The following is a 25186-nucleotide window of genomic DNA, read 5'->3' on the forward strand; positions in this document are numbered from 1 at the left end:
ACGGGTGTTCTAATTTGTGGATTGTGTGTGGGGGTCAGGTTTTAGTGTGTGAGCCATGTTCACTACCAAAGCTATTTCCACTGACCTGTCCGCCGAGATCCAAAACCGCTTCCCCGCCGCCGTTGAGGCGCTGCAAGCAATCGTGCACCACCCACGCTCACTGTCACGCCCAACCGCGGCGTGGCGCCCACCGGTGAAGACGCTGCCGCGATTTGCCGGAGGACCACAGCTCACCGCAGCCATCACCCGGCGGCGGGTCGGGCCACGAGCACGGGCCCGGATCCGCGGCTACGGACAAACCCAGGTGCCCGCCTACCTGATTGAGGTTCGTGTCTCCGACACCGCTGGGGTGCCGGTAGATTCCCGCTTGGCCGAAGCGTGGGTGCGCACCATGGTGGCGCCCGAAAACGCCGGCGCTATCCATGAGCTAACCTGCGGGCGCAGCATCAGCTACGTCTGGCTGGTCGACGGGAAGTTCAACCCGATCGAGTCCCCATCATCCATGTTCGAAGGGCTGAGCGCAGCCTAAGGGCGACTAGTCCTCGTCGTCCTCGTCGAAGTCGTCCTCGTCGTCCTCGTCGTCGAGGTCTTCGTCATCGAAGTCCTCGTCGTCCTCGTCTGGATGGTCGTGGCCGAAGATGTCGTAGACGTCGGGCTCATCGTCCTCGTCCACCGGCAAAAGCTGCGTCTCCCAGTCCTCTGCCTGATCAGCGGCAAGCGAGAGCACATCAAACAGACGGTCAAAGTCCGTGAACTGGCCAAGATCCAACACCTCAGCGTCCTCAACACTCTCGGACTGGATGACCTCAAACAGACGCAGGCGGTCCTCCTCAGTCAGCTCTGCGTCCCCATCGGACTCCCACAGCTCACCGATTGCGTCATCCACCAAGTCCTCATGGTCATCCGCCAGCACTACGAATTGCACCTCAGCGCTAGGAGTGCCGTCTATAACCTGCAGGGTTACGTGCAGCTCAGCGTTGTCACCAACCTCGGCGCGCACCAGATCCGGGTTCAGCCCGTCCTGGAAAAACTCCAGGTCCCCAATGCGCTCATCGGTGCCCTCAAGCAGGTCCGCCAGCACCGTGACCACCTGGTCCGTTGCCATATGCGTAGCCACGGTGTCCACCGCGTCCTCAACCGAAAACACCACAGAGACCAAGATGGCTTCAAACTCATCATCGTCTTCATCCACATCAGCCGCCGCGATATACACATTCGCCGCCGGCAAGTGCGGATCTATCTCAACAAACTGAATCTCCACATCGGCCGTAATCGGCACAAACATGGTTTCATCATGCACGCGCGACTCAATGCCGTCGCGGTCTAAGGCTGCAGCAATGTCCTCGAAAAAGCTCACGGTAGAACTACCTTTCTGACTATGCACATCAGTGGACATCCACGACGCACAACCGGCGCGGATGCGGACCCGCCCCAGCCTAGCCACGAAAACGAAACGGCGCTGATGAATTCGCACTGTTTGTTTGGCGCCTACTCGTCGTCTTCCACCAGCTCCGCACGCCCAATGCCCCACTCACGCATATCAAAGCCCTCCCACGCACGACGCTGCCTGGCCTTCGGGTCAAACAGCACCGAAAACTCGCGGTCAAATATGGCCGTGGCACGCCCCGGCACATCCTCATCACGGAACCCGTACTCCGGCCACTCCTCCCCCGGTCGCCCGTGGTGGAAGAACTCGCCCCAGTGGTACTGCATCATGCGGCTCACGGCCTGGAAATCCTCAACGGGCGCAAAGCGGTCAATCTTGGACGCGCGGGTGGCATGCGGATCACCAAACACCGGCGCCAAATCGGAGGTGTGCACCGCACCGAGCCCAATTCTGCGCATCGCCTCAGAGGCGTAGTCAAAGCGATACATCCACGTGTCCGCCACCTGCCGGTGCGCGGTAGCCACCAACACGGACGGGGCCCAAAACACGGCGTCTGCAATCAGCTCAGCAAAATCACGTCTGCCCACCACATCGCCGTACACCCGCATGACCTGGGTGGCATTGTCCGGGTCATACACGCTCAACGCCCGGCGCGCCGCTCGTTGGCGTTGCTTGATGGTTTGGTACATGGTTTTGGCAAAGCTGGCTTCATCGGCGTTCGTGCCAATGATCAGTGGCACTGCGGCTTGCTTGCCCATATCGAAAACGTCGATGGGGTGCGCCTTGAGGGTTATCCCGTCCACGGTTGGCATGAACGCGGTGTTAAATTGCACGAGCTCTTTGCCGTTGAACAGCATGGATTGGCCGGTTCTTACCAGGTCTGCTGCATCTGCTTTGCGCAGGTCTTCGAGGGTGGACAGGCGGGACATCCCCATGCCGTCGATAAGCTCATGCACCCACATTTCGGCCTGGGGGCGAGAATGCACACCGGCTGCGGGCGGGCTTTGGGCAACAGCTGCATGGAACATACCGCGCGCGGCTGGTGCGCACATGAGGTGTAGGACTGCGGCGCCGCCAGCGGATTCGCCCATGATGGTCACCCGCTCAGGGTTGCCGCCGAAGTTGGCAATGTTGTCGCGCACCCATGCCAGGGACAAAATCTGATCATGGATCGCCGGGTTGGCCTCACAGTCCGAGCCTACGGAGCGGAAGTCCAGGTACCCCAGCACGCCGAGACGGAAGTTCACTGACACGTAGACAACGTTGGTGGCTTTCGCCAGCAGGTGGCCGCGCAGGACTTTTTCATGGCTTGCGCCGGTAACAAAGGTACCGCCGTGGAAGTAGACCACCACGGGAAGCTCTTCATCAGTGTCCGGTCGGACGATGTCGAGCGTCAGGCAGTCCTCGGTGCCAACAACGTGGTCTTTCCACCCAAAGGAGCCCTGGAGTGCGGGCGGGGCAAAACGGGTGGTCTCACGCACGCCTTCCCAGGGGGTGACCATCTGTGGCGCCCGGAAACGGTTCTCTCCACCGGTCGGTCCGCCATAGGGCACACCGCGCCAGGTGCGCACGCCAGTTCGGGGGTGGATAAAGCCGCGGATGACGCCCGCCGAAGTGGGCACCTCTAGGCTTTGCTCTCCATCCATGCCCGCCAGCGTAGCGCTGCACACCCGTAGACTGTTTCGAGAACAAAAAGGAGGTCACCGAATGCTGGGGACTAAACGAAACAAAAAGAACAACAACGCAGAAGGCACAGCAATCTCCGAACGTGAGACGAAGGCCTTGATCAAGGAAATTGAGTCAGAGGATCCCAATCGCCTGATTGAGGACGCTGGACCGTTAGGCAAAGCCTTTATCCGTTCTGTGGATGCGGCAGTGAACCTGCAGACGGGCACGATCCGCGCGTACGTGAATTGGCTGCGTCGCCAAAACCCAGACGCAACGCCAGATGAGATTCAGGAGCTGATGACGAAGCAGTTCCGTACCACGGTTGCCACAACCGGCGCTGGCGCGGGCCTTGCAGCGGCGATTCCTGGCGTTGGTTTTGTTACGGGCGCAGCTGCCATTGCCGGCGAGTCTGTGCTGTTTTTAGATCTCGCTGCGTTTTACACCGTTGCCTCGGCGTACCTGCGAGGCACGGATATCTCCGATCCGGAGCGTCGCCGCGCGGTGGTCTTGACCACGCTGACCGGCGCGAAGGGCGTGGCCATTGTGGATACCATTCTGGGCTCTGACAGTGACAAGCCGCTGAGCAAAAACACGCTGAACAAGTTCTCCGGGCCAACGCTGAAGGAAGCCAACAGCATGCTGACCTGGTTTGCACTGCGTTCTATGCGTCGCAAGCTGCTTCGTGGCTGGATTGGCAAACTGTTGCCACTGGGCCTTGGCGCGCTTGCCGGCAGGGCTGCCAACCGCAAGCTTGCTAACGCCGTGGTGGACAACGCCGTCGGCGCCTTGGGGGCCACCCCCGTAGCGTTTGCAGAACCACTGCCGGAGAAAGCGGACGCTGCAGAAGCGAAGATGAGCATGGATCCCCGCAACTTTGCTGCGTGGATTCTCAATCTGTTTAAAAACACCAAGAAGAATCCGGAAGCCGAGACCGAGTAGATAGACCAAGTAGATTTTGTCTTCACCTCAGCCCAAACCATCCAGCCCGCCCAGCGCCAGGCGCGCGCTGTTGCGTGCGCTGTCCGCCAACCGGGGTCCTGCCATTGTGGCGTTTTCCGCTGCGGTGTTTTCGGCAGTGTTTCAAACAGCGGTACCGGCGCTGACGGGTCGTGCGATCGACATCGCCGCAGGCAACACGGCAGGCGATATCCACAAGGTCGCCTGGGCCATGGTGGCCATTGCCCTTGCCACGTTTGCTGTGAACTTCATCCGAAGGTTTACCTCGGGGCGTTTGGCGTCCAATAGCCAGCACTGGATGCGCGTACAACTGCTTCGCACCTTGCACCGCTTAGACGGCCCTGGTCAGGACCGCATTGTTGCGGGCCAGGTGGTGTCGCGCTCAATTACAGACTTGGGCCAGTTCCACATGGTGTTGGGCAGTTCCCCCATGCTGTTTACGCGAGCGTTGCAGCTGGTGGCCACGCTTGTGGTGATGTTTGCCATGGACGTCTCACTGTCGCTGATGGCACTGGCACTGCTGCCGCTGATGATTTGGGAAGCGAACCGTTCACGCCGTCTGCTGTACGCCGCAACCTGGGTGAACCAGCAGAAGGCCGCGGATCTCACGCAGCAGGTTGAGGAGACGGTTTCTGGCGTTCGCGTGGTGCAGGCTTTTGGCCAGGAGCAGCGCGAGATTGATGCGCTGGATGCGTTGGGCAAAGAGCTCTACGCAGTGAAGATGCGCACCGCGAAGCTCACTGCACGGTTCCAGCCGCTGTTGGCGCAGCTGCCCAAGGTGGCGCTGGTGATCACGATTGTGATTGGCGGCATGAGTGCGCTTCGCGGTGACATCACCGTCGGCACGTTTGTGGCTTTTACCGCCTACCTCACGGCGATGACCACGCAGCTTTCCGCGCTGACAAGCCAGTATGTGCGCATTCACATGGGGATGAGTTCGGTTGCGAGGCTTGAAGACGTCCTCGAACTCGCACCAGAAGCACCCGAAGCGCCAGAAACCCCCGCAACACAGCAGACACAGGCCAGCTCGGGCATCCGCTTCGACCACGTGGATTTTGCACTCAATGGCAACCAGGTGCTAGATGACTTCACGCTGCACGTCAATCCCGGCGAGCAGGTGGCTATCGTTGGCCCGCCTGGCTCGGGCAAGACCATGGCTTTGCAGCTTGGCGGCGGTTTCTACACGCCTGACCACGGTACGGTCTTCCCCACTGATCGCACCAAAGTCACGTGTGTGTTTGATGAGGCCTTCCTGTTTTCCACCTCTGTCTACGACAACATTGCGCTGGGCAACCCGGAAGCTTCACAGGCTGAGGTGGAGCAGGCAGCGCGCCTAGCGCTTGCTGATGAGTTCATTGAGCGCCTGCCCGAGGGCTATCAGACTGAGGTCGGTGAGCGCGGGCTGACCCTCTCCGGTGGCCAGCGTCAGCGCATAGCACTCGCCCGTGCGCTGCTCGCCCGCCCAAAGGTGCTCTTGCTTGACGACGCCACATCCGCCATCGATGCCATCAACGAAGCCAAAATCCTGGCGAATCTTCGAAGCCACCTTCACGGGGTGACCGTGATCGCGGTGGCGCACCGCCAGTCCACGGTGGATCACGCAGACCGCGTGATTGTCATGGATCACGGCCACGTGATCATGGACGGTCCTCGCGATAAGGTGGTACACACCGAGGCCTACCAGGCGTTGATGGGCGCTGGTGGGGATCACGTAGGCGTGGATAAGCAAAAGCCCTCTGCGGAAACCTTGTGGCCCGAGGTAGCGCAGGATGCTGCGCCTGCCTCCGCCACCGAGGAGCTGATGGAGCGAGTGGCGCAACTGCCAGAGGCGACGGAGATGCCACAACTGCAACTGCCGGAAGGCGAGTTCCGTGTGCGCAACCTGTTTTCTGCGGTGCGCTGGCTGATTGTGGCAACCGTTGCGCTGCTGGTGGTTGGTGTGGCGGCGGATCTGGCGTTTCCAACGCTGACCCGCGCGGCGATTGACGGCGGCATCGAGCAAGGCAACCGAGAATTTTTGCTGCAGGTAGGCGCGCTTGGCCTGGGCGTGGTGCTGATCGCCTGGGCTGCGGAGGTAGCGATGACGGTGCTGTCCTCGCGCGCTGGCGAACGCCTGCTCTACGGGCTTCGGCTGCGCAGTTACGCGCATCTGCAGCGGCTGGGTTTGAGCTATTTCGAATCACGGCTGTCCGGCAAGATCATCACGCGCATGACCACGGACATTGACACGCTGTCCTCGTTTTTGCAGACGGGTCTTGCCCAGGCGATTGTGGCCGTCGGCTCACTGATCGGTGTGTCCGTCATGCTGGTGTCCACCGACGGCGCGCTGACTTTGATTGCCATGCTGGCGGTGCCCGTGATCGTGCTTGCCACCTTAGTGTTCCGGCACTATTCCAAGCGCTTCTACCGCGCCGCGCGCACCCAGGTCAGCCTGGTCAACGGGCAATTTGCTGAGCTAATCGGCGGCATTCGTGTCACCCAGATGCACCGCGGCGAGGCGCGTGCAGAAGCCGCCTTCGCCGCCGAATCCGATCACTACCGCCGCCTGCGCATGCGCTCTATTACCGCCATGGGCCTGTATTTCCCCGCCATGCAGGCCATTAGCCAAATCATGACGGCACTGGTGATAGGCATCGGTGCCCAACGGGTGGCAGATGGCACGCTCAGCATCGGCGTGCTGGTAGCCTTCACCATGTATCTCGGCCAGCTCTACGGGCCGATTCAGCAGCTTGGCCAGATTTTTGATTCCTGGCAGCAAGCCACCGTCAGCTTCGAGCGCATCACCCAACTTTTGCGCGAGCGCACCGACGTGCCCGATACCGGCACCTCACCCGATGCCCGTCAGGCTGTACGTGGGGAGCTTTTGCTTGCCGACGCCACGTTTACCTACCAAAGCGCCACCACCCCCACCATTGCGAATATGACCCTGGCACTGCGCCCGGGCGAAAACGTGGCACTGGTCGGCCCGACCGGCGCGGGCAAATCCACTGTGGTCAAACTCCTAGCGCGCTTCTACGATCCTGTCGAAGGTTCTGTGCGTGCCTCCGGTGTGGATATTCGTGAATTCCCGCTTCCCCAGTGGCGTCGCAGCCTGGCGCAGGTGCCGCAGGAGTCCTACCTGTTTGCAGGCACGGTTGCCAGCAACATTGCCTACGGAATGCCGCAGGCCACTGACGCAGACATCGAGGCAGCAGTTGAGCGCATTGGTGCGCTAGACGTCATCGCATCCATCCCAGGCGGCTTCAACGCGCGCGTGGGTGATCGCGGCAGGCGTTTAAGCTCTGGCCAACGACAAATCATCGCACTTGCGCGCGCCGAGCTGCTGCAGCCAGACGCGATGCTGCTGGATGAAGCAACAGCCACGTTGGATCCTGCGACCGAACGCGCCGTGCTCAACGCATCAAGCCAAGCCACCGTTGGGCGAACTGCCGTTATTGTGGCGCACCGGCTTGCCACCGCCGCGCGGGCGGACCGTATCGTTTTTATTGATTCGGGACGTATTGTGGAAGACGGCAGCCACGCTGAATTACTCGCTATGGGAGGCCGGTATGCACGCATGTGGGAGGCACACCGATAATGGGGGTAGTTCCGGCGGCACACCTGCAAGAATTGTTATAGGCGATGTCGAAGCGTGACTGATTTCACTAACATCGTTGTGAAGTCGCTAAATTAGACAAACTTGACACCACTGAAGGAAGGCGAACACCTGCCGTGAGCAGCGAAAACACATTCGGCCAGAACAGCTGGCTGGTTGACGAGATGTTCCAGCAGTTCCAGGAGGATCCAAACTCCGTCGATGCGGAGTGGCGTGAGCTATTTGAAAAGCAGGGCGCTCCGAAGACTGCAAAGGGCACCGCCAACGTCACCCCGTCCGCAAAGGGCTCCTCGCAGCCGAAGACGGATTCCAAGGTGGCGCGCTCCACGGCGGCACCTAGCCAGGACGGTCGTGAGACCAAGGTTGACCAGGCCGCAGCGCAGACCAAGAAGCCGCAGACGGTTCTGCCGAAGCCGAAGAAGTCCCCACTGGATCGCATCCCGGAGATCAAGGTTGAGCCGGGCGAGACCCAGCTCAAGGGCGCATTCCGCGCTATTGCGAAGAACATGAACGAGTCGCTTGAGGTTCCCACGGCGACCACCGTGCGTGACATGCCGGTCAAGCTCATGTTTGAAAACCGCGCCCTGGTCAACGATCACCTGAAGCGGACCCGCGGCGGCAAGATCTCCTTTACCCACATCATTGGTTACGCCATCGTCCAGGCAACCAAGCTGCACCCGGACATGAACAAGAACTACCGCGAGGAAGAGAAGAAGTCCTTCGCGGTACAGCCGGAGCACATCAACCTGGGTCTGGCTATTGACCTGCCGGGCAAGGACGGCTCCCGCAACCTGGTGGTTGCAGCCATCAAGGAGTGCGAGAAGCTCTCCTTTAACCAGTTCGTCGACGCATACGAGGACATCGTGGACCGCGCCCGCGTGGGCAAGCTGACCATGGATGACTTCTCCGGCGTGACCATTCAGCTGACCAACCCGGGCGGCATTGGTACCCGCCACTCCATCCCGCGTCTGACCAAGGGCCAGGGCACCATCGTTGGCGTTGGTGCGATGGATTACCCGGCAGAGTTCGCAGGCGCCTCCGAGGACCGCCTGGCTGAGCTTGGCGTGGGCAAGCTGGTCACCCTGACCTCCACCTATGACCACCGCGTCATCCAGGGTGCAGAGTCCGGTGAGTTCCTGCGTGACATTTCGCAGCTGCTTATTGACGATAAGTTTTGGGACGAAATCTTCGAATCCCTCGAAATCCCCTACTCCCCGCTGCGCTGGGCACAGGACCTGCCGGATACCGGCATTAACAAGGACACCCGCGTCATGCAGCTCATCGAGGCATACCGCTCTCGTGGCCACCTGATCGCGGACACCAACCCGCTGCGCTGGCACCAGCCGGGCCTGCCGAAGCCGGATTCCCGCGACCTGCTGCTGGAGTCCCACGGCCTGACCCTGTGGGATCTGGACCGCACCTTCCACGTGGGTGGTTTCGGCGGCAAGGAGCGCATGACGCTGCGCGAGGTGCTCTCTCGTCTGCGCGCCGCCTACACGCTGCACGTTGGCGCTGAGTACGCACACGTGATGGACCGTGATGAGCGTGAGTGGCTGCGTGACCGCATGGAGGCTGGCATGCCGAAGCCGACCAACGCGGAGCAGAAGTACATCCTGCAGAAGCTCAACGCCGCTGAGGCTTTTGAGAACTTCCTGCAGACCAAGTACCTGGGCCAGAAGCGCTTCTCCCTTGAGGGTGCGGAGACCCTGATCCCGCTTATGGACGCTGCGATTGACACCGCCGCCGGCCAAGGCCTGGACGAGGTTGTCATTGGCATGCCGCACCGTGGCCGCCTGAACGTGCTGTTCAACATTGTTGGCAAGCCGGTTGCGACGATCTTCAACGAGTTCGAGGGCAACTTCAAGGCTGCTCAGCAGGGTGGCTCCGGTGACGTGAAGTACCACTTGGGCTTTGAGGGCGAGCACATCCAGATGTTCGGCGACGGTGAGATCAAGGTCTCCCTGGCCGCTAACCCGTCCCACCTTGAGGCTGTGGATCCGGTGCTGGTGGGTATGGCACGCGCCAAGACCGACCTGCTCAAGGCTGAGGAAGGCCGCGAGGACTTCCCGGTCATGCCGATCATGCTCCACGGTGACGCATCCTTCGCTGGTCTGGGCGTGGTCCAGGAGACCCTGAACCTGTCTCGCCTGCCGGGCTACTCCGTCGGCGGCACGGTGCATGTGATTGTGAACAACCAGATCGGCTTCACCACCACCCCGGACTCCGGCCGTTCCTCCTACTACGCCACCGACCTGGCCAAGGGCTTCGACTGCCCGGTCTTCCACGTCAATGGTGACGACCCGGAGGCAGCCGCATGGGTTGCCCAGCTGGCAACCGAGTACCGCCGCGAGTTTGGCAAGGACGTCTTCATTGACCTGATCTGCTACCGCCTGCGCGGCCACAACGAGGCTGATGACCCGACGGTGACCCAGCCGGTCATGTACGACCGCATTGACTCCCACCCGTCCGTGCGTACCCGCTACACCAATGACCTCATTGGCCGCGGCGACATCTCCCAGGAAGAAGCGGAGATTGCGGCACAGGACTTCCACGATCAGCTCGACGCTGTGTTCTCTGATGTGAAGGCTTCCGAGGGTGCACCGAGCGAGCAGACCGGTATTACGGATTCTCAGGAGCTCACCCGTGGTCTGGACACCAGCATCACGGAAGAGACCTTCAAGAAGCTGGCCGATACCTACGCTGACCTGCCGGAGGACTTCACGCCGAACAAGCGCCTGAAGAACGTGCTGAAGAACCGTGGCGGCTCCTTCGAAAACGGTGACATTGACTGGGGCTGGGGCGAACTCCTCGCCTTCGGTTCCCTGGCCAAGGAAGGCCGCTTTGTCCGCCTCGCCGGTGAGGACAGCCAGCGCGGTACCTTCACCCAGCGCCACGCAGTGCTGTACAACCCGGAGAACGGCGAAGCGTTCAACCCGATCGACCACGCGGCCGTTGAGGCCGGCAACGGTGGCCGCTTCGAGGTGTACAACTCCGCACTGACCGAGTTTGCAGGCCTTGGCTTTGAGTACGGCTACACCATCGCTGACCACGACGCTGTGGTGGCGTGGGAAGCACAGTTCGGTGACTTTGCCAACGGCGCACAGACCATCATTGATGAGTACATCTCTTCCGGCGAGACCAAGTGGGGTGAGCTGTCCAGCCTGATCATGCTCCTGCCGCACGGCTACGAGGGCCAGGGTCCGGACCACTCCTCCGCACGCATCGAGCGCTACCTGCAGCTGGTTGCTGAGGGCTCCATGACCATTGCACAGCCGTCTACTCCGGCGAACCACTTCCACCTGCTGCGCCGCCAGGCACTCGGCGAGATGAAGCGTCCGCTGGTGGTATTCACGCCGAAGTCCATGCTGCGCAACAAGGCAGCTGTGTCCCAGCCTGCGGACTTCACCGAGGTCAACCGCTTCCAGTCCGTGATTGATGATCCAACGTTTGTGGAGCGCGGCAACAAGAAGATCGCCGACACAGACAAGGTCACCACCATTCTGCTGTGCTCCGGCAAGATCTACTACGAGCTTGCTAAGCGCAAGGAGAAGGACGGTCGTGATGACGTTGCGATCATCCGCCTTGAAATGCTGCACCCGATCCCGTTCAACCGCCTCAAGGACGCGTTTGCGAACTACCCGAACGCCAAGGAGATCCGCTTCGTGCAGGATGAGCCGGCTAACCAGGGTCCGTGGCCGTTCTACAACGAGCACCTGCGCAACCTGATCCCGGATATGCCTGAGATGGTTCGCGTCTCCCGCCGCGCGCAGTCCACCACTGCAACCGGTGTGGGCAAGATCCACCAGCAGGAAGAGCAGCAGCTTATCGACGAGGCGTTTGCCAAATAACCGCCCCCATTAGATAAGCGAAAGGCCCCCGCACAGTGTGTGGGGGCCTTTGCCTTGCGCTAGGTGTTGTGCGCTGTGCGCTTTACTCCACTGGGACAGCGCCCATGATGCCTGCGTACTCCGCGATCCACGCAGACACCGCCTGACCCACAGGGGCACCGTTATCCACCTCGGCGGCGATCTCCTGAATCTCATCGGTAGCCATCACACGAGTGATGAAGTTGATGCGTGTGATCGTTCCGTGGTCAAACTTGCCGTCTAGGAACACCGGCACGATGTTTTGCGGCAATCCCCGAGGCTCCTCCACAGGCGCCTCCCCCTCCAATGCGTCCTCCGGCGCCTCCCCTGGCATCTCCTCCACCGGCGCGCAGCCTTCTGCCGGCGACGGATTTACCGTGCTCATGTTGAAGGGGAAGGTGGCCACCATGGCGTCGTAGGTGGCGTCCGAAAGCTCAGGCCCGCTGAGGTCGCTTGCCTTGAGTTCTTCAGCCTTGTTGGGATCTTGCGACTCAAGCAGGGTGCCGGTGCATGTGATCACAAGATCTACAGGCTGGTTCCGAAGCAGGGTCAGCGCGTCTTGTGTCTCACTGGCGCTCAAGCTGGATACGCCAGCCGCGTAGCCCATCGCGTCAAAGATCTGGCTATAGATCTCCCCTAACACCACTTGCTCTGATGAGTGCGGGTTAATACCGATAGCCACCGGGGTTCCTTGCTTGGTCCAGATGGACCGCAGCTCTTTCAGCCCCTGCGTGGACGCACACCCTGAGGTGCCCAGCGCCGCGGCAACCACCGTCGCTGCCGCAATTACACGTTTTACGCCTGCCTTGCCCATACGGTTACTGCGTCGGGCCGGGCTGATTCGGGGAGGCGATCATGTCGCGTGCTTGGGTTGCGGCGTCCGGGTCGCACAGCACGTCGTAGTGGCCGGCGACGATGGTGGTTGCAGACGAAAAATCACGCTTCCCGCCAGTAAAGGCGTACGCGATTGCCGCGAACACCAGGCCAAAGATGGCGCCGATGAGCAGGGACCACAGGATGATTGCCCAGCCGGTGCCAGTCTGTGTAAACAGGGACAGAATCAGGCCGATGAATACACCCATCCACATGCCTGACAGCGCGCCGCCACCGAGGATGCGGCCCCAGGTGAGTTTGCCGGTGATGCTTTCCACCTGCATGAGATCCACACCCACGATGGTGAGCTTCTGCACTGGGAAGTTGCGGTCCGCCAGGCTGTCTACGGCGGCTTGAGCTTCGGCGTAGGTTTGGAAGCTGCCTACGGGCCAGCCGGAGGGTACTTGCCGCGGGTCGCGCCCGCTGAATGGGGGCTGAGTCATGGAAGTCACGCTGCTTACTATAGTCCCCGGGCAAACGCCTATACTTGCTTGTCACCATGGCTACAACGAATTCGATCACCACTGCACTTGTTACTGAAGCGCTTTCGCGTGTGGACGACCCGGAAATTGGCAAGCCGATCACTGAGCTTGGCATGGTCAAATCCATTGACATCACCGGCAATGACGTGTCGGTAGTCATTTACCTGACTATTGCTGGTTGCCCAATGCGCGACACGATTGAGCGCAACACCCGCGCCGTGCTTGAAGAGCTTGAGGGTGTGGGCAACGTGAGCGTGTCTATGGACACGATGAGCGACGAGCAGCGCCGCGAGCTAGCGACCAAGCTGCGCGGTGAGCAGACTGGCCCGGCTATCCCGTTTGCTGACCCGAATTCGCGCACCCGCGTGTTCGCGGTCGCCTCCGGCAAGGGTGGCGTGGGTAAAAGCTCCATGACGGTGAATCTGGCCACCGCCCTTGCGCAGCAGGGGTTGAGCGTGGGCATTGTGGATGCGGATATTTACGGCCACTCCATCCCAGGCCTTATGGGCTCGGTGGGCCAGACCCCGACGGTGGTGGATGAGATGTTGATGCCGCCGATTACTCACGGCGTGCGCCACATTTCCATCGGTCAGTTTGTGGAGGGCAATGCGCCGGTTGTGTGGCGCGGCCCGATGCTTACCCGCGCTATCCAGCAGTTCTTAGGCGACGTCTACTGGGGCGATCTGGATGTGCTCTTTATGGATCTGCCGCCGGGAACTGGCGATGTTGCAATTACCGTTGCGCAGCTCGTGCCGAATGCGGAGCTGATCATTGTGACCACCCCGCAGGCTGCAGCAGCCGAGGTTGCGGAGCGCGCCGGCACCATCGCCCAGCAGACCGATCAGAAGATCGCGGGTGTTGTGGAGAACATGTCGGGGCTTCTGCTTGACGACGGCTCCGTGATCAACATCTTCGGCGAAGGCGGCGGCCAGCACGTAGCCGAGCGCCTGACGCAGCTGACGGATTCTGCAGTGGAGCTTTTGGGCTCTGTTCCTTTGGATCCGAAGCTTCGCCAGCACGGTGACGACGGCAACCCGGTAGTCATCTCCGAGCCGGACTCCCCCGCCGCCAAGGCAATTCATGAGATTGCAAGCAAGCTGAAGGTACGCCGCGACTCCCTGGCTGGCAAAAGCCTCAACCCCCAGGTGAAGTAATCGCCGTAGGTGCTGACGTGCTGTCTACAGCACGTCTTCCCAGTTGAACCCCGCCTCGCGCTTCGGTGCCTGCGCTTGTTGCTGCGGGGGCTGGGCGGGTGCCTGCGGCTGCTCGTCTTCGTCGCTTTCGAACAGGAAACTGGTCATCGCTCGGCGCGGCCCCATCGCCGCATACTTGGTCACGGTGTCCAGCGGTTCTTTGAACTCTTTGAACTCCCCGAAGCCCTCAAGTTCGCCGTTGAGTTCTTTTTTGGCATTCGCGATGCCTTTGCGTGCGGCGTAGATGGCCGCACGTACGTCTTCAATCACGCTGGGGAGGCGTTCCGGCCCGATCACAATCAGGCCGATGATCATGACGAAGAGGAACTCTCCCCAACCGAAACTGGAAAACACCTATGTCACTCTACCCTGACGGAAGCGTTGCAGCGCGTCAGCAAGCTTCTCGCGCGGGCTGCGCTTGGCTTCCGTCCCGTCATGCAGTTCGTCGTCATCACACATGTTGGCAAGCTTCTCGATGAGGGAGGTGGGGGCTTTCACGTGCTCGTCGGTACGCAAAAAGCGCATGCGTTGAGACGCCCCACGCTGCGCCACCACCTCCTCATGACACTCCTGGCACTGCACAATGTGGTCCTGGGCGCGACGGGTGGCGCAAGCCGACAACTCCCCGTCTACAAACGCCGCAACCGCCTCAGGGCCTAAATGCTCCGTGGAAGAAAACCGCCTAGTCATCGCGAACGGATCAACTCCTTCGCCGCGGCGTCCACCTCCGCCTGCTGCTCCAAAGACTGACGCAGCTGGGTCCGCCCGCGGTGAATACGCGAGCGCACCGTGCCCATCTTCACACCCAGGGTGTCTGCGATTTCCTCGTAGCTCATCCCCACCACGTCACACAACACCACAGCAACCTTGAAATCCGGGCTCAGCTCATCCAACGCCGCCTGCAACGCCGGGTCCAGCACAGACGCGTTGTACGCCTCATCCGGGGTCATGGTGACCGCAGGCACGCGCTCATAGTCCTCAGGCAGGGCCTCCATGCGGATCTTCGCGCGGTGACGCACCATGTCCATAAACAGGTTCGTGGTGATGCGGTGCAACCAGCCTTCAAACGTGCCGGGCTGATACTTGGACACGTTACGAAACACGCGCATAAAGGTTTCCTGCGTCAGATCCTCCGCGTCGTGCTTGTCACCCGTTAAGCGATACGCCAGGCGATACACGCTGTCCGCGTGCTCGCGCACCAACTCACCCCATGTCGGCATTTCGCCCGTCCCGGCATCAAAGGCCGCGGTGCCGCTGAGCATTTCCGCTGTGTCTTGCGTCTCTGGCGCATTCATCACCGAGATATTACCACTATGGCCACCACGGCGTGGCCAACCAACTATGCTTCAAATCGTGACTGCAACAGCGTTTACCCAGATGACCTCTTACATCACCGACCGTCTCGCCGAGGCACCCGATGCGCTGCATCGCGCCCATGTAGAGGCGGATGAAAATGGGTTGCGTGCGCCGTCGATAGTCGTGGGCTCCTTGCTGCAAACCTTGGCTGGCACGACCGGCACCCAGGGTGCGGTGGCCGTAACCCCGGCTGCGGGTGTGGTTGGCCTGCACCTACTGGCGGGCCTGCCGGAGAAGGCCACGCTGACCTGCATTGAGCCGGATGCGGCGCTGCAGGCCGGCGCGAAGGACGCGTTCAAGCTTGCCGGACACGGCGCGTCGCGCACTCGCTTCCTCACCGCGCGCCCGCTGGATGTCATGGGCCGCCTGGCCGCACAGGCCTACCAGTTGATCTACCTGGATGTTGCACCGCGCGAGCTGCAGGCAGTGCTTGAGCTTGCCTGGCCGCTGCTCAGCCAGGGCGGGATGATCGTTGTCGCTGATTCGCTTCTAGACGGCACGTTGGCCGACCCCTCCCGCCGCGACCGCGACACCGACGCCGCACGCACCGCCGACGACTACGTGGAAACGCTCGCCGCCGACCACGGCGCGCTGGTGGCCCGCCTGCCGCTCGACGGCGGGCTCACCTTAATTACGAAGCGCTAAACCACTTCGTTTTTGCCAACCACCACAACGCCGCCGTCAGAGACGGTGTAGCGCTGGCGGTCGCGCTCCGCGTCCACGCCGATGATCTCACCGTCAGAGACGTAGACGTTCTTATCCAAAATGCAGTGGCGCACCACGGCACCCTTGCCAATTCGCACACCCGGCAGCAGCACGGAGCCCTCCACGGTGGCGCCTTCCTCCACACGCACGTCCGTGGACAGTACGGAGTTGCGCACCGTCGCCCCCGACACAATCGAGCCGGAGGCCACAATGGACTCCTGCGCAATACCGCCCAGCACGAACTTCGCCGGCGGCAGGTTGCCGTCCTCCGTGGAGTGAATCGGCCACGCGCTGTTGTACAGGTTGAACACCGGGTGCGAGGAAATCAGATCCATGTGCGCCTCGTAGAACGAGTCGATGGTGCCTACGTCACGCCAGTAGCCCTTGTCACGATCTGTCGCGCCCGGCACATCGTTCGAGGAGAAGTCATACACGTTGGCCTGACCCTTGGACACGAAGTACGGGATGATGTTGCCACCCATGTCGTGGTCAGAGTCTTCATCCTGCTCGTCTTCAAGCAGGGCTTTGATCAACGCCTCCGTAGAGAAGCAGTAGTTGCCCATGGACGCATAGGTCATATCCGGATCATCCGGGGTACCCGGCGGGTTGGCGGGCTTTTCCAAAAACTCCGTAATCGTGCCGTCCTCTTCAGACTGGATGCAGCCAAAGGCCGTGGCCTCCTCACGCGGCACGCGGATACCCGCAACCGTAGCGTCCTTGCCCGAAGCAATGTGATCTTCCACCATCTGCGAGGGATCCATGCGGTAGACGTGATCCGCACCGAAGACTAGGACGTAGTCCGGCTTATCGTCATAAATCAGGTTCAGCGACTGCAAAATCGCATCCGCCGAGCCGTTGTACCAACGCTTACCGCGACGCTGCTGCGCCGGCACCGACGCAATGTACTGCGACGTCGGGCCCGACACATTCCACGCCGTAGCCACGTGACGGTCCAGGGAGTGCGACTTGTACTGCGTCAACACGGCAATACGCATATAGCCCGCATTCACCAAGTTGGACAAAACGAAATCAATCAAGCGGTAATTACCGCCAAACGGGACAGCGGGTTTCGCGCGGTCCGCGGTCAAGGGAAAAAGACGCTTCCCCTCGCCGCCCGCAAGGACAATTGCAAGGACACGTGGCTGGCTCTTCATATGTCTAAGACTAGGGAAAACATGGCCCGCTCGCAGCACAACTAGCAAGCTTCCTGACACAGTTTGCGAAACGTCACTAGGGTGGCGGACATGAGAGTGGGAATGATGACAAAAGAGTATCCGCCGGAAATCTACGGCGGTGCCGGCGTCCACGTCACAGAGCTCACGCGCTTCATGCGAGGCATCGACGGTGTGGACGTGGATGTGCACTGCATGGGCGCGCCGCGGGACGAGGCAAATGTGTACGTCCACGGCGTCGATCCGGCGCTGGAAGACGCCAACGGTGCGTTGAAAACGCTGTCCACCGGCCTGCGCATGGCGCACAGCGCGAACAACCTTGATGTGGTCCACTCCCACACCTGGTACGCGGGCCTGGGTGGCCATCTGACCGGGCTGATGTATGACATTCCTCACGTGGCCACCGCCCACTCTTTGGAGCCGGACCGCCCGTGGAAGCGTGAGCAGCTCGGCGGCGGCTACAACGTGTCTTCCTGGAGCGAGAAAAACGCCATGGAGAACGCGGATGCTGTCATCGCCGTGTCTTCCGGCATGAAAGACAACATTTTGCGCGCCTACCCCAGCATTGACCCGGACAAGGTGCATGTGGTGCTCAACGGCATTGACACTGAGCTGTGGTACCCCACCAAGGGCACCATCACCGAGGAGCTCGGGGTTGACCCGACGCGCCCCATCGTGTCGTTTGTTGGCCGCATCACCCGCCAAAAGGGTGTCCCCCATTTGCTCAAGGCAGCCCAGCTTTTCGACGCTTCCGTGCAGCTCATCCTCTGCGCCGGTGCACCCGATACGCCGGAGATCGCAGCCGAAACTCAGGGTCTTGTGGACAAGCTGCGCGCTGAGCGCGACGGTGTGTTCTGGGTGGAAGAGATGCTGCCGGCCGATAAGATCCGCGAGGTCTACGCCGCATCTGACGTGTTTGTCTGCCCCTCTATCTATGAGCCGCTGGGCATTGTCAACCTTGAGGCGATGGCGTGCGGCACCGCTGTGGTGGCCTCACGCGTGGGTGGTATCCCCGAGGTTGTTGTGGACGGCGTGACCGGCACGCTGGTGGACTACGACGAATCGGATCCCGAAACCTTCGAGCGCAACCTGGCCGAGGCCGTGAACGCCGTTGTTGCGGACGCGGACACTGCCGCACGCATGGGCCAGGCTGGCCGCGAACGCGCGGTGGCCGATTTTTCCTGGGCCACCATTGCGCAACAAACCGTTGATATTTACAAGAAGCTGATCTAAGAGGAACCTGCCCGCTGATGACTACGTTTAGACCCGAACTGCACCTCACCGCCGAGGAAGGCATCCTCGAAGGACCCGCTGGTGTTATCCGCCTCGGCGCGAAAAATGAACACGTGTGGCACATGTTCTACCAGTACCGCCCAACCCCGGACGGCCAGAGCCGCTGGGGCCACAGCGCAAGCGAAGGCGACCCGTTTAGCTGGTACGAGTGCAACGACGCGATCGTCCCCGCCGGTGGGGAGCGCCACCTGCGCGCAGGCGCCGTTGTCGGCGGCGATGTGGAAGACGACGGCATTGACATCTACTTCACCTCCCGCACCGATGCCGGCAGCACCGTCCAGGTGGCCCGCATTGATGACGTTGACGCGCTGTGCAGCGATCTTGAGGACGACACGGTGGAGGTCTCCACCGCCGTCCAACGCCTAGGCAAGGTGGTGGAAAGCACCGACGAGTTTTCCAACTTCCGCTCCCCGTGCGTCATCCCTGGCTGGAGCCGCTTAAGCGACCGTGACGCAGGCCACGAAGGCTGGCTCATGCTCGCTGTCACCGGCCCCTCCGACAACCCGCAGCCGGTGGTGCTGAGCTCCGACGACGGGCGCGCCTGGCAGTTCATCGGCCCGCTGGAGTTCGTCGGTGATGCTGGGTTTGAAATGGACGGCTCCCTGGTCGCCCCGCGTCTGGTGCGCCTGCGTGACGAAGTGGACGGCAACATTTATGACGTGCTGTTCATCACCACCGAAGTGGACGGCAAGGACATCGCCAGCTACATCATCGGGCGTTTGGAGGGCAACCAGTTTCATGTGGTCACCCCAAGCCAGCGCTTCGACTTTGGCCATGACTTCACACGCCCGCGCAACACCAACTACCCGCGCGCCACCGAAGACGAGTTCAAGCTGTACGAGCGCGCCTACATCTACGGGTTTATGACCAACTCGGGCCGCAGCGGGGACCCCACCGCTGAGCCCAACTGGGAGACGGAAGGCTGGGCCAACGCACTGACCCTGCCAAGGCGCATCACGCTGCAGCACGGCCACCTCTACCAGGTGCCGGCGCCGGGGCTTCCGGACGCGGTTGATGAGGCACAGCGTGCCCTGTTGTGGACCGGCCTGTGCGACATCCCCGCAGGTTCCGAGGTTGTCGTTGAGATTATCGACGGCAACGGCGAACCCGCCGCCCGCATCCGCCACACCGGCGAGCACATCGAGCTTGATCGTTTCGACGGGGATCCGAAGACCGCCCCGCTTCACGACGATGACGAGGACAACATCACCGTCATCGTCGACGGCTCCACGCTTGAGGTCTACGCCGGTGGCGGCAGCGTGGCCATGAGCTCACGCTTCTGGCCCGAAAACGGCTCCAGCGGCATCCGGGTGCGCGCAAACGGCAACGCGGAGATCTACTCCGAGTGGCGTCGCGGACACAGCTCGCTGCTCTAGTCCCGCCTACATTTTGCGCAGGTGAACCAGGTTCGCCTTCGCGGTGACCCGCAACGTCTCCGGCAGCGCCGCAACACGGCTTGCAAGCGTTTCCTTATCCAGGTGGCGTGCCGACGGGCTCATGCCCACCTGGGCGGCGATCGCGGCGCGCTCCAACTCCATCGGGAACTCAATGAGCTGCGGCTCACCCACCAACTCCAGGTGGCCTTCCGCCTGCTCAAGCATGCGCTCCAGCTTGCCGCCTTCAACGCCCAAAATACCCAGCGGCTCACGCAGCTCATCCAGGTGGCCTTGGTGGGCGGTGAGGATGACGGCCTCGCCGCCGTCTACAAGCACGCGCGCAAACTCCGCCGGGTTGCGGGGCGCGAAGACGACGGTCAGGGCGTGCACGGAGGCGTCGTGAAGCGGGAGGCCCTCCCACACATCCGCAACCACCGCACCCACTCGCGGGTGCGACTTAGCCAAGTGCTTCGCGGCCGGCACAGAAATGTCCAGACCCACGCCACGCGCCCCCTCAACGGTGTCCAGCGTGTGCGCCAGGTAGTAACCGGTACCGGCACCGACCTCTAGGATCACCGGCTCCTCAACGCCAGCAGCGCTGACTCCCAGCACCTGCTCCACGGCCTCGGTCACGGCCTCCACAAACGGCGCGAAGTACCCCTGCGACAAAAACGCCTCACGCGACTGCACCATCTCCAGCGAGTCACCCTCATGGTTGAGGCCCTTGCCGCCAGCAAGCGTGACATAGCCTTGACGAGCCACGTCATACGAATGCCCGGACTCCGACACCAACCGGGCGCCGCCATCCTCCACGCGCAGTGGGGTGCGATCCACCGGGTCAGCCAGCACGTCAACGATGTCTTTCAGCATGCGTGCATCCTACCGCACAATAAAAAACGCCCCGCGGGGCGGGGCGAAGGGGAATAATCGCGCTACTTCGATGCGTCAAGCAGCAGCTGCCCAAGTTCGGCAGCCTCTTCCTTGCTCATCTCCACAACCAAACGGCCACCGCCGTCGGACGGGATACGCATTACAATCTTGCGGCTTTCTTCCACTGCTTCCATCGGACCGTTACCGGTGCGCGGTTTCATTGCTGCCATGGGTAGGCTCTCCTTCGCTTACTAGAAGTTCTTCGCCCAATTGTACGCGCTCCGGCGCATCTTCGGGGGCCAGCGCTGTTGCGGGCTCCATAGCCAGCTCGGTACCCGTCAGCTGGGCAAGCAGCGCATCGACCTGGTCCATGCGGTATCCGCGGTGGACAACTTCCAGCTGGATGTCGTCAAAACGGCCCTCTTCAACGGCGGTCCGGTTGGCGTCTTTCACGTCAGCGGTGTCCTCCATGGGCGGCAGCACCTCGCCGCGCCCAAACACGGCGGAGAACAGCCACATGCCCATCAGCGCGAAGACGGCCAGAGCCAGAATCAGCAGGATCCACGAAAGCATGGGCTACATCTTATTCCACGGCGGTCGCTGCTTAAGCGGCGCGGCCCCTTCCGGCAGCACGCCGGCGCGTGACAGGACGGTACGTGTGACAACGTCCGCCATGGGTCCAAGCTCGGATAGCGGGCGATTGCGGTGGGTGCGCTTCCCCAGGTTGACTTGGGTGATGGCGTTGGGGTGGGTGGCGTAAACGTCGATAAGCAACCCGATCTCTACCCCATATCCTGCAACAAACGGCACCTGAAGGGCGGTTTCTCTGCGGATGGCGTATTCGCCCGCCAGCGGCTGGTCAAGGCTGGCGAGCTGCGGGAAGTAGGTGCGCAGCAGCGGTTTGGCGGTCAGCTCGGTTACGCGCCCGCCGGCGCCGAGCCGCTCGTAGGTGGCGTTGACCAGGTGAATTGCGGGGTCTGCAAAGGGGGCGGCCAGTGTGTCCACCCACCGGGGCTCCACGTTGGTCACGTCCGCATCCACAAACACCACCACGTCCCCGCGCGCGGCTTTCACCCCGCGCCACAGCGCCTCCCCCTTGCCAGGCCAGGGCTCTTGCTTATCGACGCCACGCCAACCCACCACACGCGCCCCCACCCGCGCAGCCTCCGCGGCGGTGTTGTCAGTGGAGTCAGAATCGATCACGAGGACCTCATCGGCGCACGACGCCAAACACGCCTGTGCAACGTGTGCCACCGTGGCCTCCTCGTTGAGCGCCGGGATAACCACGCTGACGGTCAGGTTTCCAATCACGCCAACCCCCGGACGGTGTTGAGCGGTGGCGCCTCGCCGGCGATGGCGGCGGTCATGCGGATCACGTCGACGGTTTCGCGGACCTCGTGCACACGAAACGCCGCCACACCGTGCGCCGCCGCCCACGCTGTCGCCGCCAAGGTGCCGGCCACGCGCTCCCCCACCGGACGATCCACCGTCTCACCCACGAAGTCCTTATTGGACAGCGCCATCAGCACCGGCCAGCCGGTAGCCACTAGTTCGTCCACGCGCCGCAAAAGCTCAAGGCCGTGGAAGGTGTTCTTGCCAAAATCATGCGTCGGGTCAATGAACACCAGGTCTTCCCGCGCCCCTAAAGACACCGCGCGCTCGGCAAGCGCGGTGGTTTCGGCGATGACGTCGGCCACTACGTCGTCGTAACGCACGCGGTGCGGGCGCGTGCGCGGCACCGCGCCACCCGTGTGTGAGCACACGTACCCCACACCGTTTGCGCCTGCGACCTCCACCAGCTGCGGGTCAAAGCCCGCCCACGTGTCATTGATCAGGTTCGCGCCTGCGTCTACCGCCGCTTGGGCGACGTCCGCGCGCCACGTGTCCGCACTGATCACCACATCCGGGTGTGCGGCGCGCACCGCGGCGATCACCGGCACGATGCGCTCAATTTCCTCTGCGGCGTCCACCTCGTCGCCGGGGCCGGCTTTGACCCCGCCAACGTCGATAATGCTCGCCCCATCCGCCACTGCCTCAGACGCCCGCGCAACGGCCGCGTCAATCGCAAACGTCGCACCCTGGTCATAAAACGAGTCCGGGGTACGGTTCACAATGGCCATCACCTGGGCCAACGGCCTACTCAACAATGGAGTCAGCGATAGATTCGCAACCGGTGAGACGCTCATCCGTCATCACGCGATGCGCGGACACAATGTGTTCGATTGCTTCCTCGACGGAGTCGGTGACAATGAACAGCTCATCGTCGCCAGGCGAAATCAGCCCGCGGCCCAAGAGCTGCTCACGCAGCCACGTGACCAGGCCCGACCAGAACTCCGTGCCCATCAACACGATCGGGAAGTTGGTCACCTTGCCGGTCTGCACCATGCACAGCACCTCAAAGACCTCATCCATCGTGCCAAAACCACCCGGCAGGGAGATAAACGCCTGCGAGTACTTCAAAAACATCGTTTTACGCGCAAAGAAGTAGCGGAAGTTCAGGCCCAGATCCACCCAGTCGTTCAAGCCCTGCTCGTGCGGCAGCTCAATGCCCAGGCCCACCGAAATGCCACCCGCCTCGTGCGCGCCGCGGTTCGGCCCCTCCATCAAACCCGGCCCGCCGCCGGTGATCACGGCGTAGCCCGCCTCCGTCAGCGCCTTGCCAACCTCACGCGCCAGCTCGTATTCCGGGGTTCCCTCCCCCAGACGCGCCGAGCCAAACACGGTTACGGCCTTCGGCATCTCCGACAGCGCATCAAACCCCGCCACAAACTCGGACTGAATACGCATCACGCGCCACGGGTCCGCATGCTTCCAATCGTGATCCATGTGGCCCAGGGACTCCAGCAAGCGCTGGTCATACGTCGTTTCCTGCTGCTGTTCGCTGCGCAGCATCAGTGGGCCACGCAGCTTACGGTCACGTTCTGGCCGACGCGGAGTGATGTGGGGTGCCATGAAAACTCGCCTCCTATTTTGCCGTCAGGTAGTCCATGAGCTGCGCGTACACATGCTCAATCTGGTCAACTGGGCACTGCTCGTCGCGCTTGTGCGCAAATCCAGGATCTCCCGGCCCGAAGTTGACAGCAGGCACCCCCAGACTAGAGAAGCGCGCCACGTCCGTCCATCCGTATTTCGCCCGCACATTGCCGCCAACGGCACGCACCAACTCGGCGGCCACCGGGTCGTCGAGGCCGGGGAGGGCCGCGGGCGCCACGTCGTCGTAAATCAGCTCCAAGCCCGGCTCCAGGTCCAGCACTTCCTCCAGATGAGCCTTTGCCTTATCGACGCCACGATCCGGCGCATACCGAAAATTCACCGTCAACCGCGCAAAATCCGGAATCGTATTCGTGGCCACGAACCCTTCCATGCCCACCACGTTGAGGCCTTCGCGGTACGTGCAGCCCGCAATCGTGACGTCGCGCGGCTCATAGGCAGCAATGCGGCCCAGCACGCCAGCTAACTTGTGCGCGGCATTGTCCCCCAGCCACGCACGCGCGGAGTGCGCGCGAGTCCCGTGCGCGTCCACAAACACCCGGATCGTGCCCTGGCAGCCGGCCTCGATGATCCCACCCGAGGGCTCCCCTAGCAGCGCGATGTCACCCGCCAACAACTCCGGATGATCACGCTCCAAGTGGTACAGACCGTTGTACTTCGTGGCCACCTCCTCGCCCTCATAGGCAATAAACGTCAAATCAAACGCGGCAGCTTCCGGGTCATTCGCCAGCGCCGCAAACGCCGACAGGTAACACGCCAACCCAGACTTCATATCCACCGCGCCGCAGCCAAACAACACACGGCCTTGCGGGGTGTCCTCAAAATGGTGCGGCGTGTTATCTGCAAGCGGCACCGTATCCACATGGCCAGCAAGCACCACCCGCTGCGCCTTAGCAAAATGCGTGCGCGCAACAAGTGTGTTGCCAAACCGCTGAACACTGACGTTTCCAGCGCTGCCAGCACTGCCAGCTTCAAGGCCGCGAAGCGCAGCTTCGATCACGTCGGCAATCTTGGCCTCATGGTGCGACGGCGACTCGATGTCGATGAGTTCGGTGGTGAGGGTCACGGGGGCGTCGATAAGCGAAAGCTCCATTGCGCCGATGCTACTTGGTTATGATGCAACAATGCTGCAAGGAGCCCACGGAATAGGAATTGCCAACATCGCCATGGACGGAACGGTGCTGGACACCTGGTACCCCAGCCCACAACTCGGCGGCGAAAACCTCACCACCGCAACCCGGCGCGTCTCCGCACGCGAACTGTCAGACCGCTTCTTAAACCTCATCGGCATGGACCGCGACCGACTGGTTGAACTCGTGCCCGTCCGCACCGAAATTGCAGACCTCTCCGCCCCACCCATCGACGCCCACGACGTCTACCTGCGCCTCCACCTGCTCTCCCA

At 62.0% G+C, this 25186-nt stretch carries 23 protein-coding genes and 1 pseudogene; 9 read left to right on the forward strand and 15 right to left on the reverse strand.

The genetic code is table 11. The annotated features are described in order from the left end of the window. The first annotated feature begins 55 nt into the window (after positions 1–55). Entirely contained in the window at positions 56–529 is a 474-nt protein-coding gene (locus HMPREF3104_RS08940; protein ID WP_070495244.1) for a cupredoxin domain-containing protein, read from the forward strand. Between the two features lie 6 nt (positions 530–535). On the opposite strand, the gene HMPREF3104_RS08945 is transcribed toward HMPREF3104_RS08940, so the two are convergent. Next, on the reverse strand, positions 536–1357 hold the full coding sequence (locus HMPREF3104_RS08945) for a hypothetical protein (protein ID WP_070495246.1): 822 nt from the start codon (positions 1355–1357) through the stop codon (positions 536–538). 131 nt (positions 1358–1488) lie between these two features. Further along, positions 1489–3033, reverse strand: coding sequence for a carboxylesterase/lipase family protein (locus HMPREF3104_RS08950; RefSeq protein ID WP_070495248.1), 1545 nt, complete (start codon positions 3031–3033; stop codon positions 1489–1491). A gap of 61 nt (positions 3034–3094) precedes the next feature. Here HMPREF3104_RS08950 and HMPREF3104_RS08955 point away from each other — a divergent pair, with 61 nt between their 5' ends. The 3 genes from HMPREF3104_RS08955 to HMPREF3104_RS08965 all read left to right on the forward strand — a co-directional run bounded on the left by HMPREF3104_RS08955 (position 3095) and on the right by HMPREF3104_RS08965 (position 11455). After that, complete coding sequence (locus tag HMPREF3104_RS08955; RefSeq protein ID WP_070495250.1) at positions 3095–3994, forward strand: hypothetical protein; 900 nt, start codon at positions 3095–3097, stop codon at positions 3992–3994. A gap of 67 nt (positions 3995–4061) precedes the next feature. After that, the gene (locus tag HMPREF3104_RS08960) at positions 4062–7589 is read left to right on the forward strand and encodes an ABC transporter ATP-binding protein (protein WP_371441055.1); all 3528 of its coding nucleotides are present in this window, start codon (positions 4062–4064) and stop codon (positions 7587–7589) included. Positions 7590–7723: 134 nt separating this feature from the next. Next, positions 7724–11455 (forward strand): multifunctional oxoglutarate decarboxylase/oxoglutarate dehydrogenase thiamine pyrophosphate-binding subunit/dihydrolipoyllysine-residue succinyltransferase subunit, encoded by a 3732-nt coding sequence (locus tag HMPREF3104_RS08965; protein ID WP_070495254.1) that lies wholly within the window; start codon positions 7724–7726, stop codon positions 11453–11455. An 82-nt stretch (positions 11456–11537) separates the two neighbouring features. Here HMPREF3104_RS08965 and HMPREF3104_RS08970 read toward each other — a convergent pair whose 3' ends face one another. Beyond that, positions 11538–12287, reverse strand: coding sequence for a hypothetical protein (locus HMPREF3104_RS08970; protein WP_070495256.1), 750 nt, complete (start codon positions 12285–12287; stop codon positions 11538–11540). Between the two features lie 4 nt (positions 12288–12291). Further along, a complete protein-coding gene (locus tag HMPREF3104_RS08975; RefSeq protein WP_052204783.1) occupies positions 12292–12789 on the reverse strand; it encodes a YflT domain-containing protein in 498 nt (165 codons plus the stop codon). Positions 12790–12845: 56 nt separating this feature from the next. Here HMPREF3104_RS08975 and HMPREF3104_RS08980 point away from each other — a divergent pair, with 56 nt between their 5' ends. Next, a complete protein-coding gene (locus HMPREF3104_RS08980) occupies positions 12846–13982 on the forward strand; it encodes an Mrp/NBP35 family ATP-binding protein (protein ID WP_052204784.1) in 1137 nt (378 codons plus the stop codon). 24 nt (positions 13983–14006) lie between these two features. Here the strand turns inward: HMPREF3104_RS08980 and HMPREF3104_RS08985 are convergent, their stop codons facing one another. From HMPREF3104_RS08985 to sigE, 3 genes are read right to left on the reverse strand one after another with little or no spacing between them, the layout of a single operon-like run. After that, positions 14007–14375 carry a twin-arginine translocase TatA/TatE family subunit gene (locus HMPREF3104_RS08985; RefSeq protein ID WP_070495258.1) on the reverse strand — a complete coding sequence of 123 codons (369 nt, stop codon included), beginning with the start codon at positions 14373–14375 and terminating at the stop codon, positions 14007–14009. Continuing rightward, on the reverse strand, positions 14376–14711 hold the full coding sequence (locus HMPREF3104_RS08990) for an anti-sigma factor (RefSeq protein ID WP_070495259.1): 336 nt from the start codon (positions 14709–14711) through the stop codon (positions 14376–14378). After that, positions 14708–15316: an RNA polymerase sigma factor SigE gene (gene sigE / locus HMPREF3104_RS08995; protein ID WP_052204789.1), complete on the reverse strand. Its 609-nt coding sequence runs from the start codon at positions 15314–15316 to the stop codon at positions 14708–14710. Before sigE ends, HMPREF3104_RS08990 begins: the two co-directional genes overlap by 4 nt. An 82-nt stretch (positions 15317–15398) precedes the next feature. Between sigE and HMPREF3104_RS09000 the strand changes: the two genes are divergently transcribed. Further along, on the forward strand, positions 15399–16022 hold the full coding sequence (locus HMPREF3104_RS09000) for an O-methyltransferase (RefSeq protein ID WP_168156375.1): 624 nt from the start codon (positions 15399–15401) through the stop codon (positions 16020–16022). Here the strand turns inward: HMPREF3104_RS09000 and glgC are convergent. Further along, positions 16019–17236: a glucose-1-phosphate adenylyltransferase gene (glgC, locus tag HMPREF3104_RS09005; RefSeq protein ID WP_052204793.1), complete on the reverse strand. Its 1218-nt coding sequence runs from the start codon at positions 17234–17236 to the stop codon at positions 16019–16021. The genes HMPREF3104_RS09000 and glgC overlap by 4 nt on opposite strands. Before the next feature lie 90 nt (positions 17237–17326). Here glgC and glgA point away from each other — a divergent pair, with 90 nt between their 5' ends. Then, positions 17327–18487, forward strand: coding sequence for a glycogen synthase (glgA, locus tag HMPREF3104_RS09010; protein WP_141738194.1), 1161 nt, complete (start codon positions 17327–17329; stop codon positions 18485–18487). A 17-nt stretch (positions 18488–18504) separates the two neighbouring features. Next, positions 18505–19923 (forward strand): GH32 C-terminal domain-containing protein, encoded by a 1419-nt coding sequence (locus HMPREF3104_RS09015; protein WP_070495263.1) that lies wholly within the window; start codon positions 18505–18507, stop codon positions 19921–19923. Between the two features lie 6 nt (positions 19924–19929). Here the strand turns inward: HMPREF3104_RS09015 and HMPREF3104_RS09020 are convergent, their stop codons facing one another. The 7 genes from HMPREF3104_RS09020 to dapE form a co-directional block, all read right to left on the reverse strand. Next, positions 19930–20793: a methyltransferase domain-containing protein gene (locus HMPREF3104_RS09020; RefSeq protein WP_070495265.1), complete on the reverse strand. Its 864-nt coding sequence runs from the start codon at positions 20791–20793 to the stop codon at positions 19930–19932. Positions 20794–20855: 62 nt separating this feature from the next. Beyond that, a complete protein-coding gene (locus HMPREF3104_RS09025; protein WP_070462057.1) occupies positions 20856–21023 on the reverse strand; it encodes a DUF3117 domain-containing protein in 168 nt (55 codons plus the stop codon). Then, positions 20995–21366: a hypothetical protein gene (locus HMPREF3104_RS12630; protein WP_070495267.1), complete on the reverse strand. Its 372-nt coding sequence runs from the start codon at positions 21364–21366 to the stop codon at positions 20995–20997. The genes HMPREF3104_RS09025 and HMPREF3104_RS12630 overlap by 29 nt, the downstream gene beginning before the upstream one ends. Before the next feature lie 3 nt (positions 21367–21369). After that, complete coding sequence (locus tag HMPREF3104_RS09035; RefSeq protein WP_070495665.1) at positions 21370–22092, reverse strand: glucosyl-3-phosphoglycerate synthase; 723 nt, start codon at positions 22090–22092, stop codon at positions 21370–21372. An 8-nt stretch (positions 22093–22100) separates the two neighbouring features. Beyond that, a complete protein-coding gene (gene folP, locus HMPREF3104_RS09040; RefSeq protein WP_070495268.1) occupies positions 22101–22913 on the reverse strand; it encodes a dihydropteroate synthase in 813 nt (270 codons plus the stop codon). 16 nt (positions 22914–22929) lie between these two features. Continuing rightward, complete coding sequence (locus tag HMPREF3104_RS09045; protein WP_070495270.1) at positions 22930–23745, reverse strand: LOG family protein; 816 nt, start codon at positions 23743–23745, stop codon at positions 22930–22932. Positions 23746–23758: 13 nt separating this feature from the next. Beyond that, positions 23759–24877, reverse strand: coding sequence for a succinyl-diaminopimelate desuccinylase (dapE, locus tag HMPREF3104_RS09050; protein ID WP_070495272.1), 1119 nt, complete (start codon positions 24875–24877; stop codon positions 23759–23761). A gap of 31 nt (positions 24878–24908) precedes the next feature. Here dapE and HMPREF3104_RS12770 point away from each other — a divergent pair. Next, positions 24909–25186 (forward strand): annotated as a pseudogene (locus tag HMPREF3104_RS12770) (succinyltransferase); the annotation flags it as partial.

It is taken from the genome of Corynebacterium sp. HMSC30G07 (assembly GCF_001806945.1).
GTDB lineage: Bacteria > Actinomycetota > Actinomycetes > Mycobacteriales > Mycobacteriaceae > Corynebacterium > Corynebacterium riegelii.